This is a genomic window from Pseudomonas koreensis, from assembly GCF_025447595.1.
GTDB lineage: Bacteria > Pseudomonadota > Gammaproteobacteria > Pseudomonadales > Pseudomonadaceae > Aquipseudomonas > Aquipseudomonas koreensis_H.
This window is the reverse complement of sequence record NZ_JAOEJU010000004.1, coordinates 91,773-108,554: the sequence shown is the minus strand read 5'-3', so window position 1 is coordinate 108,554 and position 16,782 is coordinate 91,773. Positions and strand designations below refer to the sequence as shown.

Sequence of the window (16,782 nt, the reverse complement as noted above, 5' to 3'; positions counted from 1 at the left end):
CCCGGTTCCGGCAAGCGGCGGATCAGCCTCAGTACAGCACAAGTGCCACGCATAGATATGTACCACCAACACAGGGCTTCGGATCGTTTTACTGCGCACTCCCATTTCCGTAACAGGAACCCGTGCGAAGGAGTGCAACGTGACAGAGACTACTACTGATGCAACCGAAACATCAGCCGTCAGGGAACTGCGTGCCCGTCAGGCACTGGGGCTCGACAGCGACCTGGATATAGAAGGATTCGTGCAGCCCACTGCCAAGGACCGAAAACGGTTCAATGCCTTGCGTCTTGCGTCTCCCGGTGCCGCCCCCACCCAGACCCTGGCAACCTACAAGGCAAAACTCATCAATGCGCAAATCACGGCCACCGTAAAAAGCTTCATGTCTGGCAGCCTCCTGCTGATTCGTCGCCTGGGCGCCGAGGTACTGTTTCCTGCCAGCGCCGAAGAAGTGCGCGCGACACCCTCGGTATTCCTTCAGCGGATTCTGGACTCGGCACCGGCACGGGACCTGACAGACCGACTGCTGAAGACCCTCAATTGGTACGGCGCGCTCCCAGAAGAACAAACGCCTGCTTCAGTACGTAACCAGTTGCTGACCAAGGCCATCTGCCTTTACCTGCACGCCCCATCATCGGTTGAGTCTCAAGAACTCGCCGGCTTCGGCTGGAAGGATCCGGTGCATTGGGGCAAAAGCTACCAGACCCTGCGCGATGATTTCGCCCTGCACCTGCTGCGAACCAGACAAGTCGCCACCACCAAAGAGTCGATAGTACTGGCACATATTTACCAGACCCGGCTGTCGAAAGACTTCCAGGTCGCTGATGTCCCGCCCGATCTTCGCTATAAAAGCTCGGTGGTGTGGGTCAATTTCATGCACGGCGTGCTACTGGCTGACGAACTGGGACTCGATCGAGCGCAACCACTTTCCTTTCAACAGCTGGTCAACTTGCCTCTGGAGCGCAGCGCCGATGCTTCAAGCGAGGAGCTTGAAAAGATTACGCAACTGAGATTGAGGCCGGCGCTCGATTGGGCGGTTTGCAGAGGTATCGTCCAGGTGCGGGCAGCATCCGACTACAGCGAGGAGGAAATCAAACAAGCATTGTCGGCACTGGAAAACCAGAGCGAAAGACTGAACAAGGCCGTGCAATCGCTGGAGTTACGCCCCCCGGACAGGCTGCAAATGGCCAGGGAAGTCATGAATGACTTGTTCAAAGGCTATACGTTCGGGCGAGATGGTCGCACGTTGCTGGATGCGACACCTGCCTACAACGGATTCAAATCCACACCTGACTTGAAACTCAAGGGGCACGACTTTCTGGAGCTCTATGCAGACGGGCAACTTGATGGTGCAAGAAGATGGAACGTATCCATGCCCGATGGCAAGACACGCTCCACTACATTTCTCAGACTTGATGACCAGCGAAACCTCTGTGCAGAGCGCGAGCAGGAATGGGGTGGCTATGAGCGAGATCATAAAAGTTGGTCGGGCAAGTTTCTGCCGGACATCAATGCTCGATTTGAAACCGAACTCACGCGCCATCTCGCAACCATCAGATCGGCCTATCAGACCTTGATTCTGAGTCTGTTGAACACCCTGCCACTGGCCGAACGCCGAACGCTCGAAACAGGTGCAATCAACCTGCTCGGTCTCCGTCAGAAAGTCAGAAACGACAACAGGTTCGAACATACCCGGGCGAGAAAGGGGTTTGTCTTACAGGTTACCAACGTCGATGACATCACTTACTACGAAGTCATTCCAAGTGCCGGGTTCATTCGTCGCCGAACCGGCCTGAGGTTTTCGTACGCAGGGGGCGAACGCACCGAGTTCCCTTTGCACGCCTTGATCTCCGGACAAACCTATGACCCTGAAAAGGATCTGAGCACCAATCTGCTGCTCGACTGGTCGGCTCACTTGCACGGCACATCCCCTGAGGAGCGGCAGTCTTTCATAGGGTTTCTCGATTCGAAGGGAAACATGCCTGCGGCTGCAACCACCGACGACTCCGACCCTGCGCCCTCCCGGCTTGAAACGCTGGCCGAGTTCATTGCCCGCAAATACCTCTACGTCGATGAAGACCATTTGCGTATCCAGGCTCGTGGCGAAACCGTTTTTGATGCCAATCGGGCAAAAACCGAGCAACGGCTGAACACCTTCAAAGCCATCGTCAAAGGATTCGTACCCTTCTGGGGCAGCATTGAAGACCTCCTGTCAGACGACACCACCAAAAAGGTCATGGGTGCAGGCGGCCTCTTGCTGGATCTGGCTTCATTCCTCTTTCCCATCGGGAAATTTATCTCGGGGACGGTACGCCTGATCAGAGCGGCAAACACTGTTACACGCATTGCCGTCAAAACGAGTCTGCCTTCCTTTTCAACGCTGACTCGCAAGCTCCTGACGGCGACGGTGAGCAATCTGAACCCGTTGAGCGGCATTCCAACGCTGCTCAAGACGACAGTCAGCGGCGTTGGCCGAGGGCTGCTCGGGGTGGGTCGTCTGACTATAGGCGGAGTAAAAAAGCTGGCGGGTCATGCAGACGGCTACCGACTGGTCAACAACTTGCCGCAGACCATCGATCCGGGGAGCTGGAAAGCACTGACTCAGGGAGATCGGCTGGCATCCGTCAGAGGTATCGATGATGTGCTGGTACGCCACACAAGCTCGACAAACCTGAAGCGGTTCCACCTCGTCGACCCGGTGACGGCCCTTCCCTACGGACCGCGCCTGTTCAACCATCGAAAGCAATTCATGCAAGGTCGATCCAGCTTCAGCACGCTCTCCCACGGCAAACTTCATGTTCGCGCTGAAATCCCTGAACAGGCCAGCATCCGTGAAATGCTCGAAATCGACGGGCGCACCACCCTGCTGATCGATGACATTCCCTATCGTCTGGACGGTGATCAACTGCGCCGTGCTGACCTGATCAATGAAAAGTCGATGTTCAAATCCCTGCCTTGCCGGGTGCGACGGGCACCGGGTAGCGATGTCTGCAAAACGAGTTATGTCACCCGGACTCCAGCGCCGACGCCTCCTCCGAACAGCCAGGATACAAGCAAGGGATGGGCGCAATGGTTCGGCGATACCATTTACACACCGGCCATCTCATCTCAGCCGTTACTGACCAGCGCCATCAAGACCTACAAGCAACTCAATGCATCCTTGGAGTTTCAAAAGGGAATCTACGCGCGCATCAAGGTTCGCCTCCCCTACGATCGCTCAAAAAAGTTCGATACGCTTGAAGTCGGCGCGATCATCGTTCCAGCGAAAGATGACTCGAAGCACTACGTATTCACCCGCCTGAACGCCGGAGACTTCTACGTCACCGAACGTTTGCCAGGACAGGTCCTTTCCGACCCTCTGGTTTTACGCAAGGCACAAACCTTACCGATCGAACTGGCCGATGAACTGAAGACGGTTTACACCGGATCGCTTAATGCCAACAACACGGCCCGGATCAATTCGATACCGGAGGTCGAGCGCGCCCTGAAAACCATGGATGACATCGCCATACCTCTGGGCACTCATGCCAACCCGCCTGCCGGCATGAAGTGGCTGAAAGTAGATACCAGCCCAAGTGAAGCGCTGATGTTCGACCACTCGACGCGAATGATCATCGCCAAGCGCGCCGAAGGTGCCACAACCTGGGCACGGAGCAACGATGCCCCAGAGGCGTTGCGCCAGCGAGCGGCGGAAATTTTCGACATCTTGTTTCTATCGCCGACGATCACGCCACCCAATACCAATTCGGCGCTGCGCATCAATGAAACAATGCAAAGACTTCAACATCTGCTGAGCCGATTTGACCGTACAGACAATGCTCGCAACATTGCCTATGCCGAAGTCATCACCGCCAATGGCGTGCGAGAAGTTTACGTCAGTGTTTCCGGCGCTCATGGCACAACCAAACACCTGCCCCTGTTTCGGCACCTGGGTGCGAATCATGTAAAGATCGGCGACACGACCTACGTCAACGTCGACTTCAACCTGACTGTTGCCAAGACGAACCTGGAGTTGACTGATAAAGGGCGCTTGGTTGCAGTCCCACTGACCATCAAGAACATCGATACCTACACACCGGCACTGGCTACCCGACCAACCTCCCTGGACAGCGAAAGCAAGTTGATACGCGTGATTCGCGAGAAATACACCGATCCACTTGAGCTGAAATCGGTAGACGTCGCTACCACGATGCCACCCTGCGAGTCGTGCTCATTGGTCATGAAAGAGTTTGGTCACAGAGGCGAAGCAGACGCACTACAGGTGCTGTGGAAATAACCTACAACCGTTGCAAATGCCCATACAGCTTGGCGTACAACCCGCCATCGGCAATCAGTTGCTGATGGTCGCCATCCTCGGCCACTTGCCCGCCGTCGAACACCAGCACCCGGTCCGCCTGCTTCACTGCTGACAGGCGGTGGGCGATGATCAGCGTGGTGCGGCCATGGAGAAAGCGCGCCATGGCCTGGTGCAGGTTGTATTCGGTGGCGGCATCGAGGGCTGACGTGGCCTCGTCGAGAATCACCACTTTCGGCTCGGCGAGGATCATCCGCGCAATCGCCAGACGTTGCCGCTGACCACCGGACAGGCGCACGCCGGAGCGACCGACGATACTGTCCAGCCCGTCCGGCAAGGCACGGATGGTCGGTTCGAGCTGGGCGATTTCCAGTGCCTGCCAGCAGGCTTCGTCGCCACGGGTGCGGCCCATGGTCAGGTTGGCGCGCACGGTGTCGTTGAACAGTGCCGGATGCTGCAGCACCACCGCGACATTTTCCCGAACCGTTTCCAAACCGATTTCCTGCTGGGTCGATCCACCGAAACGGATCGTCCCGGCCAACGGTGTGTACAGGCCCAGCAGCAATTGCACGAGGGTACTTTTGCCGCCGCCGCTGGCGCCGACAATCGCCACTTTCTCGCCGGGGGCAATCGACAGGTTCAACTGATCCAGCACCAGTTCGTCGCCGTACCCGAAGCTCAGACCCTGCACCTGAATCCCGACCGTATCGCGGCCCTTGAACGGGTCGACGCCGCCGGGGTATTGCGGCTCGTCGGCGCGGGCCAGCAGTTCGTTGATCCGCGACAGCGCACCGCCCGCCGCGTAATAGGCGTATTGCAGGTTCAGCAGTTGTTCGACCGGACCGATCATGAACCACAGGTAGCTGAACACCGCGAGCATCTGGCCGATCGACAGGTCGGAGAACAACACCGTCAACATGGCCGCCGCGCGGAAAATATCGATGCCGAACTGGAACAACAGGCCGCTGGCGCGGTTCGAGGCGTCGGTCTTCCATTGCGAATTGACTGCGTAGTTGCGCACTTCCTGCGCCCGCAGGCCGAGACGTCCGAGGAAGAAGCCCTGCCGGTTGCCCGCGCGCACTTCCTGGATTGCATCGAGGGTTTCGCTCAGCGCCTGGGTGAAGCGCGAGGTGCTGTCGTTCTCCAGTTTCTTCAGGTGCTTGACCCGTTTGCCCAACTGCACGGTGGCGTAGATCACCAGCGGGTTGAACAGCAGGATCAGCAACGCCAGTTTCCAGTGCATCCACATCAGGATGCTGGCAGTGCCGACCAGCGTCAGCATCGCCACCAGAAAACGGCTGAGGGTTTCGCCGACAAACTTGTCGAGGGTGTCGAGGTCGGTGACCAGGTGCGTGGTGACCGTGCCGCTGCCCAGGCTTTCGTATTCGCCGAGGGAGATCCGTTTGAGTCGTTCAATCAAACGCACGCGAATGCGATAAACAATGTCCTTGGCCAGCCGCGCAAACAACCGCGCCTGCAACACGCCAAAACACAGGGCGCTGCAACGCAGGGTCAGCGTCACCACCAGCATCAGGCCGATGTAGCCTGCCGCTTGCTGCCACATCGATGGCAGCACATGGTTCATGACTTTCAGCGCGGCATCGCCGTGGCCGAGCAGGACTTCGTCCACCAGCAAGGGCAGCAGCAACGGAATCGGCACGCTGCACAGCGTCGCCAGTACGGCCACACCGTTGGCGATCCACAAGGATTTTTTGTGATGAAGCGCCAGTCGCCGGACTTCAGCCCAGCTCAGCCGGTCGACACGCTTGACGGCTGGCGTGTCATCGGCCGGGTCAGACACAGGCCGCGCGCTCCAGCCATCGACCGAGCAACGGCGACAGTTCACTGAGCGGCTGGTAGCCGTTGGTCAGCAACGCCAGTTGGCCGTTGCGTTCGGCGAGCAGGGTCGGGAATCCGGCGATGCCCAGATCCTGCACCCAACTGAAATCGGCCTGAGTCGCCTTGTGCTGATCGGCATGATCGAACAGGGCAGCAAACTCGATGCGCGGGACGCCGGCCTGCTCCGCCAACTCCACCAGAACGCTGGCCTGGGTGACATCACGACCTTCGGCGTAAAACGCGTGCTGGATCAACCCGACCAGTTTCCACGCGCAATCCGGCGCCAGGCTGCGCGCGGTGACGATGGCCCGGCAGGCAGGCTCGGTGTCGTAGACAAAGCCGTCCGGCAACGCGCCTTCCAGCTTGAACGGCTGGCCGGTGGCCTCGGTGACCGCCTGCCAGTGTTCGAGAATGTAGCGCCGGGTGGTCGGCTCCAGCGCCGCACCACTGCCGGTGCGCAACCCGCCGACCACCAGGTGCAGTTCCACCCCGGCTGCCTGCGCCTGCTCCACCAATGCCTTGGCCACCGGGGCAAATCCCCAGCACCACGAACACATCGGATCCATCACATAGAGCAGGCGTGCAGACATGATTAAGCCTCGGTGGATGCTTGCTTATAGTTGTAGCCGATCGGGTGAGGCATGTTGCGCGCTTTTGCCAGTTCGATCTGCTTCTGGCGGTCGATGGCGCTGCGGCGAGTCTTCTCGCTCAGGGTGTCCCAGCAGTGCGGGCAACTGATGCCGGCCACGTAATGCTCGGAGGCGCGATCCTCGACGCTGACCGGGGTGCGGCAGGCATGGCACTGATCGTAGTCGCCTTCGCTCAGGTCATGGCGCACGGTCACGCGGTTGTCGAAGACGAAGCAGTCGCCCTGCCATTTGGTCTCTTCCTGCGGCACCTCTTCGAGGTACTTCAGGATGCCGCCCTTGAGGTGGTAAACCTCTTCGAAACCTTCGCCGAGCATGTAGCTCGAGGCTTTTTCGCAGCGAATGCCGCCGGTGCAGAACATCGCGACCTTCTTGTGCACGGCCGGGTCGAAGTGTTCTTTGATGTAGTCGGGGAATTCACGAAAACTGGTGGTTTTCGGATCGATGGCGCCTTCGAAGGTGCCGATCGAGACTTCGTAATCGTTGCGGGTATCGATCAGCAGCACTTCCGGGTCGCTGATCAGCGCGTTCCAGTCCTGCGGCTCGACGTAGGTGCCGACCTTCTTGTTCGGGTCGACGCCTTCGACGCCCAGGGTCACGATCTCTTTCTTGAGCTTGACCTTGGTGCGGTAGAACGGCTGCTCGTCGCAGTACGATTCCTTGTGATCGATGTCGACCATGCGCGGATCGTTGCGCAGCCAGGCCAGCAGGCCGTCGATGCCTTCACGGCTGCCGGAAACCGTGCCGTTGATGCCTTCTTCGGCAATCAGCAGGGTGCCTTTGATGCCGTTGTCGACCATCGCTTGCAGCAGCGGCTCGCGCAGGTTGACGTAATCTTCGAGGGTGACGAACTTGTACAGTGCCGCCACGACAATCGGTTGTGTCATGGGTATTTCTCCAGGTGGCTACCCTCGTAAAGGGTGAACCGGATGCGAAAAAAAACGCGCCGGGTCAGCGGCGCGTTGCGGATTCTAGCAAAAAACCTCAGTTCATTGCTGCAAGGCTCAATGCTTGCTGCCGCCGGCACAGGTCGGCGACGCCGGAGCGACGCCCGTCTCTGCCCATTCCTGCGGGGTGTAGGTGTGCAGCGCCAACGCATGGAACTCGCCCATCAGCTCGCCGAGCGTGCCGTAGACTTTCTGGTGGCGCTTGACCCGGTTCAGGCCTTCGAACTGCGCGCTGACCACCACTGCCTTGAAGTGGGTCTGCAACCCGCGACTGTGCATGTGGCTTTCGTCCAGCACTTGCAGATGTTCAGGCTGAAGCAGCGCCAGCGTCGATTCGATGCGTTGTTGCATGGTCATCACGAACTCCGCTTACTTCTTCTTGGCCGGAGCCGCGCCTTTCGGTGCCAGCTCGTTGGTCATGTCGTCCAGCAGCTTGTTGACCACCGGTACGGCGCTTTCCAGTTTGGCCTGGGTCATCTGGGCCGATTGCTGGGTCAGCTGCGGCATTTTTTCCAGGACTTTCTTGCCCAGTGGCGACTGGTAGAACGCGACCAGGTCTTTGAGCTCGGATTCGCTGAAGTTGCTGGTGTAGAGCTTGACCATGTCCGGTTTCAGCTTGTTCCAGCCAATGGCCTGATCCAGAGCGGCGTTGGCCTTGGCCTGGTAGGTATCCAGAACGGCTTTCTTGGATTCCGGCGCCTTGGTCTGTTCAAAACGCTGGGCGAACATCTGCTGAACCTGCATGTACACCGGAGTGCCCAGCTTGTCAGCGTGTGCCAGGGTCAGGAAAGCTTCGGCACTGGCGTTGTGGCTGGCGGTATCGGCAAGCACCTGGCCGCTGGCGCAAACCAGGGCAACCGCGGTGCAGATGGCACGAAGACGAGTCATCGAGTTTCCTTTTCAGCTAGGCGAGGTAAAACCCCAAGGGCGACCATTCTGCGCCTGAATAACGCTGCGGCTCAACCCCCGGGCCTTGCCGCGCTTGATTGGCGGGGATTTGCCGGTCAACAATCGACTGGAGGGAACCACCCGGGCCGACACCGGCCTAAACTGCGCAAACAGACCAACAGGAGTGTGCACGATGAGCCGTATCGAAACCGACAGCCTGGGCCAGATCGAGGTCCCGGACGACGCTTACTGGGGCGCTCAGACGCAACGCTCGCTGATCAACTTCGCCATCGGTCAGGAACGCATGCCATTGCCGCTACTGCACGCTCTGGCCCTGATTAAAAAAGCCGCGGCCCGGGTCAACGACCGCAACGGCGACCTGCCTGCCGACATCGCCCGCCTGATCGAACAGGCCGCCGACGAAGTGCTCGACGGCCAGCATGACGACCAGTTCCCGCTGGTGGTCTGGCAGACCGGCAGCGGCACCCAAAGCAACATGAACGCCAACGAAGTGATCGCCGGTCGCGCCAACGAACTGGCCGGCAACCCGCGCGGCGGCAAGATGCCGGTGCACCCCAACGATCACGTCAACCGCTCGCAGAGCTCCAACGACTGCTTCCCCACCGCCATGAGCATCGCCACCGCGCAAGCGGTGCAAGGCCAACTGCTGCCGGCCATCGCCGAGCTGTCGGGCGGACTGGCCGAACTGTCGGCGCGGCACATGAAGCTGGTGAAAACCGGTCGCACCCACATGATGGACGCCACGCCGATCACCTTCGGCCAGGAGATCTCCGGCTTCATAGCTCAGCTGGATTACGCCGAACGGGCGATTCGCGCGGCGCTGCCGGCAGTCTGCGAACTGGCTCAGGGCGGCACCGCTGTCGGCACGGGGCTGAATTCGCCCCACGGCTTCGGCGAAGCGATTGCCGCTGAACTCGCGGCGCTGTCGGGCCTGCCGTTCGTCACCGCACCGAACAAGTTCGCCGCCCTCGCCGGCCATGAGCCGCTGACCACGCTGTCCGGTGCCCTGAAAACCCTCGCCGTGGCGCTGATGAAAATCGCCAACGATCTGCGTCTGCTGGGTTCCGGTCCGCGTGCCGGTTTTGCCGAAGTGCGCCTGCCGGCCAACGAACCAGGCAGTTCGATCATGCCCGGCAAGGTCAACCCGACCCAGTGCGAGGCGCTGTCGATGCTGGCTTGTCAGGTGCTGGGCAACGACGTGGCGATCGGTTTTGCCGCCAGCCAGGGTCACCTGCAACTGAACGTGTTCAAACCGGTGATCATCCACAACCTGCTGCAATCGATCCGCCTGCTGGCCGATGGCTGCAGCAACTTCCAGCAGCACTGCATTGCCGGGCTTGAGCCGGATGCCGAAGTCATGGCGAAACATCTGGAACGCGGGCTGATGCTGGTGACAGCGCTGAACCCGCATATCGGCTACGACAAGTCGGCGGAAATCGCCAAGAAGGCCTACAGCGAAGGCAAGACCCTGCGCGAAGCGGCGCTGGAGCTGGGTTATCTGACCGATGAGGAGTTTGATGCCTGGGTGCGGCCGGAGAACATGATCGAGGCCGGTGCCAAGGGCTAGTTTTTGTAGCGCCTGAAAATAGGTCTTCGCGAGCAAGCTCGCTCCCACAGTTGACCGCATTCCCATGTCAGGAAGTGCGGTTGAATGTGGGAGCGAGCTTGCTCGCGAATGAGGTTGACGCGGTTTAACTGGCGGCCATCTTCATCCGCCGCGCCTTGAGCCCGGCAATCAACGAAGGCCCCAGCGCCACCAGCGCCGAGCCCAGCACCACCAGCACCGCCCCGCCATACCCCAGCAGATTGATTTGCTCGGCGTGCACATATTCAGGCCACACCCCGGCCGCCACGGCCACTGCACCGAACGTCACCAACGGCGTGATCGCGAGTGTCGCGCTGACCCGTGAGGCCTCCCAATGCGCCAGCGCCTCGGCAAACGCGCCGTAGGCGATCAGGGTATTCATGCAGCACGCCAGCAGCAGCCAGCCCTGCAACGGATTCAGCGACAGCGCTTCGAGCGGATGCACCCACGGCGTCAGCAACAGGGCGCAGAACAGGTAGATCACCATCATCACCTGCAGCGAATTCCACACCGTCAGCAATTGCTTCTGCCCCAGCGCATAAAAGGTCCAGACGGTCGAGGCCAGCAGCACCAGCAACACGCCGGCGGTGTAATCAGATAAAGAGGTGAGCAATTCAGCCAGACGCTGATTGAAGAACAACGCAAAACCGATCAACAGCACCGCCAGGCCAATGCCCTGACCGATACTGAAGCGTTCCTTGAACACGAACAGACTGGCGATCAGCAACATGATCGGCCCCATCTGCACCACCAGTTGCGCGGTGCCGGGGCTGAGCAGGTTCAGGCCCATCAGATACAGCACGTAATTGCCGACCAGCCCGAGCACCGCCATCAGCACCAGCCAGCCGCCCTTCGGCCCGAGCACCTTGCGGCTCGGCAACCGCTTGGTCGCCGCCAGATAAATGAACAGACAGCCGCCGGACACCAGCAGGCGAAACCAGGTCACCGTGACCGGGTCCATCACCACCAGCACCTGCTTGAGCTTGATCGGCAGGATTCCCCACAGAAACGCCGTCAACAACGCCAGGAACATGCCGTACACCCAACGACCCGATGAAACGTGCATGAGAACCCCAAGCGCCAAAGACAGGAGCGCTCATTCTAGGCGCACAGACCCTGCCCGACACAGGGACAGTTGCGCTCCAGCCGCAAATGAAACTGTGCAGGTCGCAGCGGAAAATTGACGATGGGCCGTTGATCGGCTGGCCGGGCAAGGTAAGTGGTTCAGGCATAAGCTGATTGGATCCAGCCCGGGACATCACTCACCAAGGAGACCCGTCATGTTAGGCATGCGCGCCCAGGACACCGCCCCCGCCACGCACTTTCGCAGCGACCGCGTGTGCCGGGTCAACGGCGAACTGTATTTCAGCACCCGGGAAAACACCCTCGAAGGGCCGTTCGACAGCCCCGAGAAAGCCGAGCAGCAGATAAAGGCCTACATCGCGCGGATGCAGTTGCTGGATTCCGACAGGTAGATCCGGTCGCCCCATTCGCGAGCAAGCTCGCTCCCACATTCGATCACATTCCTTCAATAAGAATAAGGTCAACTGTGGGAGCGAGCTTGCTCGCGAAAGCTATCGAGAGAGCACAACAAATTCCCGGACTTAACGCACGGCTTCGAACAACCCGGTCGCACCCATCCCGCCGCCCACACACATGGTCACGATCCCGTAACGCAGATTGCGCCGCTGCAACTCGCGCACCAGATGCCCGACCTGCCGCGACCCGGTCATACCGAACGGGTGACCGATGGAAATCGAGCCGCCGTTGACGTTGTACTTCTCGTTGTCGATTTCCAGCCGGTCACGGGCGTACAGGCACTGCGAGGCAAATGCTTCGTTCAATTCCCACAGATCGATATCCGCCACCTGCAAGCCTTTGGCCTTGAGCAGTTTCGGCACCGAGAACACCGGGCCGATGCCCATTTCGTCCGGCTCGCAACCGGCCACGGTGAACCCACGGAAAAACGCCTTCGGCTTGAGCCCCAATTGCAGGGCTTTTTCCAGACTCATCACCAGCGTCATCGAGGCACCGTCGGACAACTGCGACGAGTTGCCAGCAGTCACTGAACCATCCTCGGCAAACACCGGTTTCAATCCGGCAAGGCTTTCATAAGTGGTGTCCGGGCGATTGCAGTCATCGTGACCGACGACACCGTCGAGGATCTGCACCTCACCGCTGTTCTTGTCTTCAACGCGGTACTTCACCGCCATTGGCACGATTTCATCGTTGAACAGCCCTGCTGCCTGTGCCTGGGCGGTGCGGATCTGGCTTTGCAGCGAGTAACGATCCTGCGCCTCGCGGCTGACACCATAACGGCGCGCCACTACTTCGGCGGTCTGGCCCATGGTGTAGTAGATGCCCGGGGTCTGCTGCTTGAGCAACGGGTTGATCAGGTGATCGGTGTTGACGCTTTTCAGGGTCAGGCTGATCGACTCGACGCCTCCGGCGACGATGATGTCGCTGCAACCCGAAGCGATCTGGTTGGCGGCGATCGCAATCGCCTGCAAGCCCGAAGAGCAGAAGCGGTTAAGGGTCATGCCCGCGGTGCCGGTGCCCAATTGCGAGAGCACCGCCACGTTGCGGCCGATGTTGTAGCCCTGGGCGCCTTCGTTGGAGCCGGCGCCGACGATGCAGTCCTCGACGCTGGCCGGGTCGATGTCGTTGCGCGAAAGCAACGCATTGACGCAATGGGCCGCCATGTCATCGGGACGGGTCTGGTTGAACTTGCCGCGAAAGGACTTGGCCAGGCCGGTCCGTACGCTGTCGACGATCACCACTTCACGCATGGCATACCTCATTATTGCAGTCAGTTGAGAGTGGACCGAGCATAAGTCCACCCAATCGCCGACCGCGACAATCATTCACCTCGCGTATGCGGGCCCATCGGTTCAGTCCTTGTGCTTTTTGGCTCGCTTGTCGGATTTCTCGAAAGCTTCTTCCAGCGCCCGGTTGATCGTGCGCAGCACCTTGACCCGGGCCCAGCGCTTGTCATTGGCCTCGACAAGTGTCCACGGCGCGATTTCAGTGCTGGTGCGGTCGACCATGTCGCCGACAGCGGCGCGATAGGCGTCCCACTTGTCGCGGTTGCGCCAGTCGTCTTCGGTGATCTTGAAACGCTTGAACGGGATTTCTTCGCGCTCCTGGAAGCGCTCCATCTGCGTGTCCTTGTCGATGGCCAGCCAGAACTTGACCACGATCACCCCGGCATCGGCCAGTTGCTCCTCGAAGTCATTGATCTCGCCATAAGCACGCATCCAGTCGGCGGTGCTGCAGAAGCCCTCGACCCGCTCCACCAGCACCCGGCCGTACCACGAGCGGTCGAACACAGTGAATTTGCCCCGCGCCGGAATGTGCCGCCAGAACCGCCACAGATACGGCTGCGCCCGTTCCTCTTCGGTCGGCGCAGCAATCGGCACGATGTTGTACTGACGCGGATCGAGCGCCGCCGCCACACGACGAATCGAGCCGCCCTTGCCCGCCGCATCATTGCCTTCGAACACTGCCACCAACGCATGACGGCGCATGCGTTTGTCACGCATCAGCCCAGACAGCCTTGCCTGTTCGGTGATCAATTGTTCTTCGTAATCTTTCTTCTCCAGACGCTGATTCAGGTTGAGGCTATCGAGCAGGTTCAACTGATCCACCGATGAGCCCAGCGGCTGGGCGCTGACATCGTGCGGATGTACATCAGGACGCTTCAGCGCATTTTGCAGGCCTTCGAGCAGGATCTTGCCGACCGTCAGACTGCGGTAGTACGGATCGACACCTTCGATGACATGCCACGGCGCGTAATCGCGACTTGTGCGGCGCAACACGCGCTCGCCGTACTTGACGAACTTGTCGTAGGTTTGCGACTGCTGCCAGTCCAGCGGACTGATGCGCCAGCTGTGCAGCGGATCATCCGCCAGGGCCTTGAGCCGCGCCTTCATCTGTTTCTTGGACAGGTGGAACCAGAACTTGAAGATCAGCGCGCCTTCATCACAGAACATCTTTTCCATGCGCTCGGCGCCGGCGATCGCCTGATCCAGACGCGGATCCTTGAACAAGCCATGCACCCGGCCCTGCAGCATCTGGCTGTACCAATTGCCGAAGAAAATTCCCATCCGCCCCTTGGCCGGCAGCATCCGCCAGTAACGCCAGGCCGGTGGTCGCGCCAGCTCTTCATCGGTCTGTTGGTCGAAGGTGCGTACTTCGATCAGACGCGGATCCATCCATTCGTTGAGCAACTTCACCGTCTCGCCCTTGCCGGCGCCTTCGATGCCGTTGATCAAAATGATCACCGGGAAACGCTTCTGCTGCTGCAACTCGAACTGGGCTTCAAGCAACGCTTCACGCAGGGCGGGCACGGCGGCTTCGTAGGTGTCTTTGTCGATGGCGTGACCGATTTCAGCGGATTCGAACATAGGGACGGCTCCTTCCAGGATTCAGCAAGACTAGCGGATTGGGCTCTGACGCGGCACAGAAATTCCCGCCCGCGGCGGATTGTCCTTGAGTGATCGTCGGCAAGGCTTGCCATGGATCAAGCGCCGTCTGCGCGATCGGCTAGAATGGCCGCCTTGTCGTTGCCGAGCCTGCCATGAAACCTGTAATGCCCCACGCCCAACTCGACTGGGATGACCAGGGACGCCCGCGTTCGCGAGTGTTCGACGATGTGTATTTTTCCGACCAGTCGGGGCTGGATGAAACCCGCTACGTGTTCCTCGAACAGAACCGCCTGGCTGAGCGTTTTGCCGCACTGCCGGCGGGCGGGCGACTGGTGATCGGTGAAACCGGCTTCGGCACGGGGCTGAATTTTCTCTGCGCCTGGCAGTTGTTCGAACAGCACGCGGTGGCCGGTGCGCGGCTGCACTTTGTCAGCGTCGAAAAATTTCCGTTGAGCCCTGCCGACCTGCAACGGGCGCTGGCGTTGTGGCCCGACTTGAAGCAATTCTCCGATCAGTTGCTCAAACATTACGTGGCAATCCATCAGGGTTTTCAGCGCATTGTTCTGGATAACGGTCGTGTGACCCTGACGCTGCTGATTGGCGATGCGCTGGAGCAGTTGCCGCAACTGGACGGCCAGATCGACGCCTGGTTTCTCGACGGTTTCGCTCCGGCGAAAAACCCGGAGATGTGGACTGCCGAACTGTTCGCCGAGCTGGCGAGATTGGCGGCGCCCGGCTCGACCATCAGCACCTTCACCAGCACCGGCTGGGTGCGCCGCCTGCTGAATGCCGCCGGCTTCAAGATGAAGCGTACGCCGGGCATCGGCCACAAATGGGAAATCCTGCGCGGCGAATTTCTCGGCTGGCCCGAGGATGTGCCGTTACCCGCAGCGGACAAACCGTGGTTCGCCCGCCCGGCTCTCGTCACGGGAGAGCGTCGTGCCTTGGTGATCGGCGCCGGTCTGGCCGGTTGTGCCACGGCGGCCAGCCTCGCGGCGCGGGGTTGGCAGGTCAGTCTGCTGGAAAGACATGACGCAGTTGCACAGGAAGCCTCGGGCAATCCCCAAGGCGTGCTGTACCTGAAACTGTCCGCCCACGGCACCGCACTGTCGCAGTTGATCGTCAGCGGTTTCGGCTACACCCGACGCCTGCTGGAAACCCTGCAACGCGGCACCGACTGGGATGACTGCGGCGTGCTGCAACTGGCGTTCAATGAAAAGGAACGCGAACGTCAGGCGCAACTGGCGGCCGCGTTTCCCGAAGACCTTCTGCAATGGCTCGATCAACCCGAAGCCCAGGCCCGCGCCGGGATCGGTCTGGTCCACGGCGGTTTGTATTACCCCGAGGGTGGCTGGGTGCATCCGCCAGCCCTGTGTCAGGCGCAAGCCTCACTGTCGGGGATTGAATTGCTCACCCACCAGGAAGCCGTGGAACTGCGCAAGGTGGAAGATCAGTGGCAAGCCTTCGACGGCGAACGATTGATCGCTGCAGCACCGGTTGTGGTATTGGCCGGTGCCGCCGAAATCAAGCGCTTTGCCCAAAGCGCAGACCTTCCCCTCAAGCGCATTCGCGGGCAGATCACCCGACTGGCGCAAACCACGCAAAGTCAGGCATTGACCACCGTAGTATGCGCCGAAGGTTATGTCGCACCGGCAAGGCTGGGTGAGCACACCCTCGGCGCCAGTTTCGACTTCAACAGCGATGACCTGACACCGACCACCGCCGAACACCTGGGTAACCTGGCGATGCTCGAAGAGATCTCCATCGATCTGGTTTCACGCCTGCACATCGACAAGAAGGATCCCGGCACTCTTCACGGTCGGGCAGCATTCCGCTGTACCAGTCCCGACTACCTGCCGATTGTCGGCCCCCTCGCCGACCGCGAAGCCTTTGCCACCGCCTATGCCGCACTGAGCAAAGATGCACGACAAGTGCCGGATATTGCTTGCCCATGGCTCGAGGGTCTGTACGTCAACAGCGGTCACGGATCCCGAGGGCTGATCACCGCGCCACTGTCAGGCGAACTGCTCGCGGCCTGGCTGGATAATGAACCGTTACCCTTGCCCAGAACTGTGGCCGAAGCCTGTCATCCGAACCGGTTTGCCTTGCGTCGACTGATCCGGGGTAAATGACCGTA

The 16,782-nt window shown here is 60.1% G+C and carries 12 protein-coding genes; 4 read left to right on the top strand and 8 right to left on the bottom strand.

The window, feature by feature from the left end; genetic code table 11:
• Positions 1-139 precede the first annotated feature (139 nt).
• On the top strand, positions 140-4,273 hold the full coding sequence (locus tag N8H71_RS07970; RefSeq protein WP_262193568.1) for a hypothetical protein: 4,134 nt from the start codon (positions 140-142) through the stop codon (positions 4,271-4,273).
• Between the two features lies 1 nt (position 4,274).
• Here the strand turns inward: N8H71_RS07970 and N8H71_RS07965 are convergent, their stop codons facing one another.
• The 5 genes from N8H71_RS07965 to N8H71_RS07945 form a co-directional block, all read right to left on the bottom strand.
• Complete coding sequence (locus tag N8H71_RS07965) at positions 4,275-6,092, bottom strand: ABC transporter ATP-binding protein (protein WP_262193567.1); 1,818 nt, start codon at positions 6,090-6,092, stop codon at positions 4,275-4,277.
• A complete protein-coding gene (locus tag N8H71_RS07960) occupies positions 6,085-6,687 on the bottom strand; it encodes a DsbA family protein (RefSeq protein ID WP_170929396.1) in 603 nt (200 codons plus the stop codon). The genes N8H71_RS07965 and N8H71_RS07960 overlap by 8 nt, the downstream gene beginning before the upstream one ends.
• Before the next feature lie 35 nt (positions 6,688-6,722).
• Entirely contained in the window at positions 6,723-7,664 is a 942-nt protein-coding gene (locus N8H71_RS07955; RefSeq protein ID WP_007950897.1) for a rhodanese-related sulfurtransferase, read from the bottom strand.
• A 117-nt stretch (positions 7,665-7,781) separates the two neighbouring features.
• Positions 7,782-8,081, bottom strand: coding sequence for a BolA family protein (locus tag N8H71_RS07950; protein WP_007950896.1), 300 nt, complete (start codon positions 8,079-8,081; stop codon positions 7,782-7,784).
• Between the two features lie 12 nt (positions 8,082-8,093).
• Entirely contained in the window at positions 8,094-8,612 is a 519-nt protein-coding gene (locus N8H71_RS07945; protein WP_007950895.1) for a DUF2059 domain-containing protein, read from the bottom strand.
• 193 nt (positions 8,613-8,805) lie between these two features.
• Between N8H71_RS07945 and N8H71_RS07940 the strand changes: the two genes are divergently transcribed.
• Positions 8,806-10,200, top strand: coding sequence for a class II fumarate hydratase (locus N8H71_RS07940; RefSeq protein ID WP_262193566.1), 1,395 nt, complete (start codon positions 8,806-8,808; stop codon positions 10,198-10,200).
• A 124-nt stretch (positions 10,201-10,324) separates the two neighbouring features.
• Here the strand turns inward: N8H71_RS07940 and N8H71_RS07935 are convergent, their stop codons facing one another.
• Positions 10,325-11,284 carry a DMT family transporter gene (locus tag N8H71_RS07935; RefSeq protein WP_262193565.1) on the bottom strand — a complete coding sequence of 320 codons (960 nt, stop codon included), beginning with the start codon at positions 11,282-11,284 and terminating at the stop codon, positions 10,325-10,327.
• A gap of 214 nt (positions 11,285-11,498) precedes the next feature.
• Here N8H71_RS07935 and N8H71_RS07930 point away from each other — a divergent pair, with 214 nt between their 5' ends.
• Entirely contained in the window at positions 11,499-11,693 is a 195-nt protein-coding gene (locus N8H71_RS07930) for a DUF6316 family protein (protein ID WP_262193564.1), read from the top strand.
• 129 nt (positions 11,694-11,822) lie between these two features.
• Here the strand turns inward: N8H71_RS07930 and N8H71_RS07925 are convergent, their stop codons facing one another.
• Both N8H71_RS07925 and pap read right to left on the bottom strand, forming a co-directional pair.
• Positions 11,823-13,007: a thiolase family protein gene (locus N8H71_RS07925; RefSeq protein ID WP_262193563.1), complete on the bottom strand. Its 1,185-nt coding sequence runs from the start codon at positions 13,005-13,007 to the stop codon at positions 11,823-11,825.
• Between the two features lie 102 nt (positions 13,008-13,109).
• Positions 13,110-14,624, bottom strand: a complete 1,515-nt coding sequence (pap, locus tag N8H71_RS07920; RefSeq protein ID WP_262193562.1) for a polyphosphate:AMP phosphotransferase — start codon at positions 14,622-14,624, stop codon at positions 13,110-13,112.
• Between the two features lie 173 nt (positions 14,625-14,797).
• Here pap and mnmC point away from each other — a divergent pair, with 173 nt between their 5' ends.
• Entirely contained in the window at positions 14,798-16,777 is a 1,980-nt protein-coding gene (gene mnmC / locus N8H71_RS07915; protein ID WP_262193561.1) for a bifunctional tRNA (5-methylaminomethyl-2-thiouridine)(34)-methyltransferase MnmD/FAD-dependent 5-carboxymethylaminomethyl-2-thiouridine(34) oxidoreductase MnmC, read from the top strand.
• The last annotated feature ends 5 nt before the right edge of the window (positions 16,778-16,782 follow it).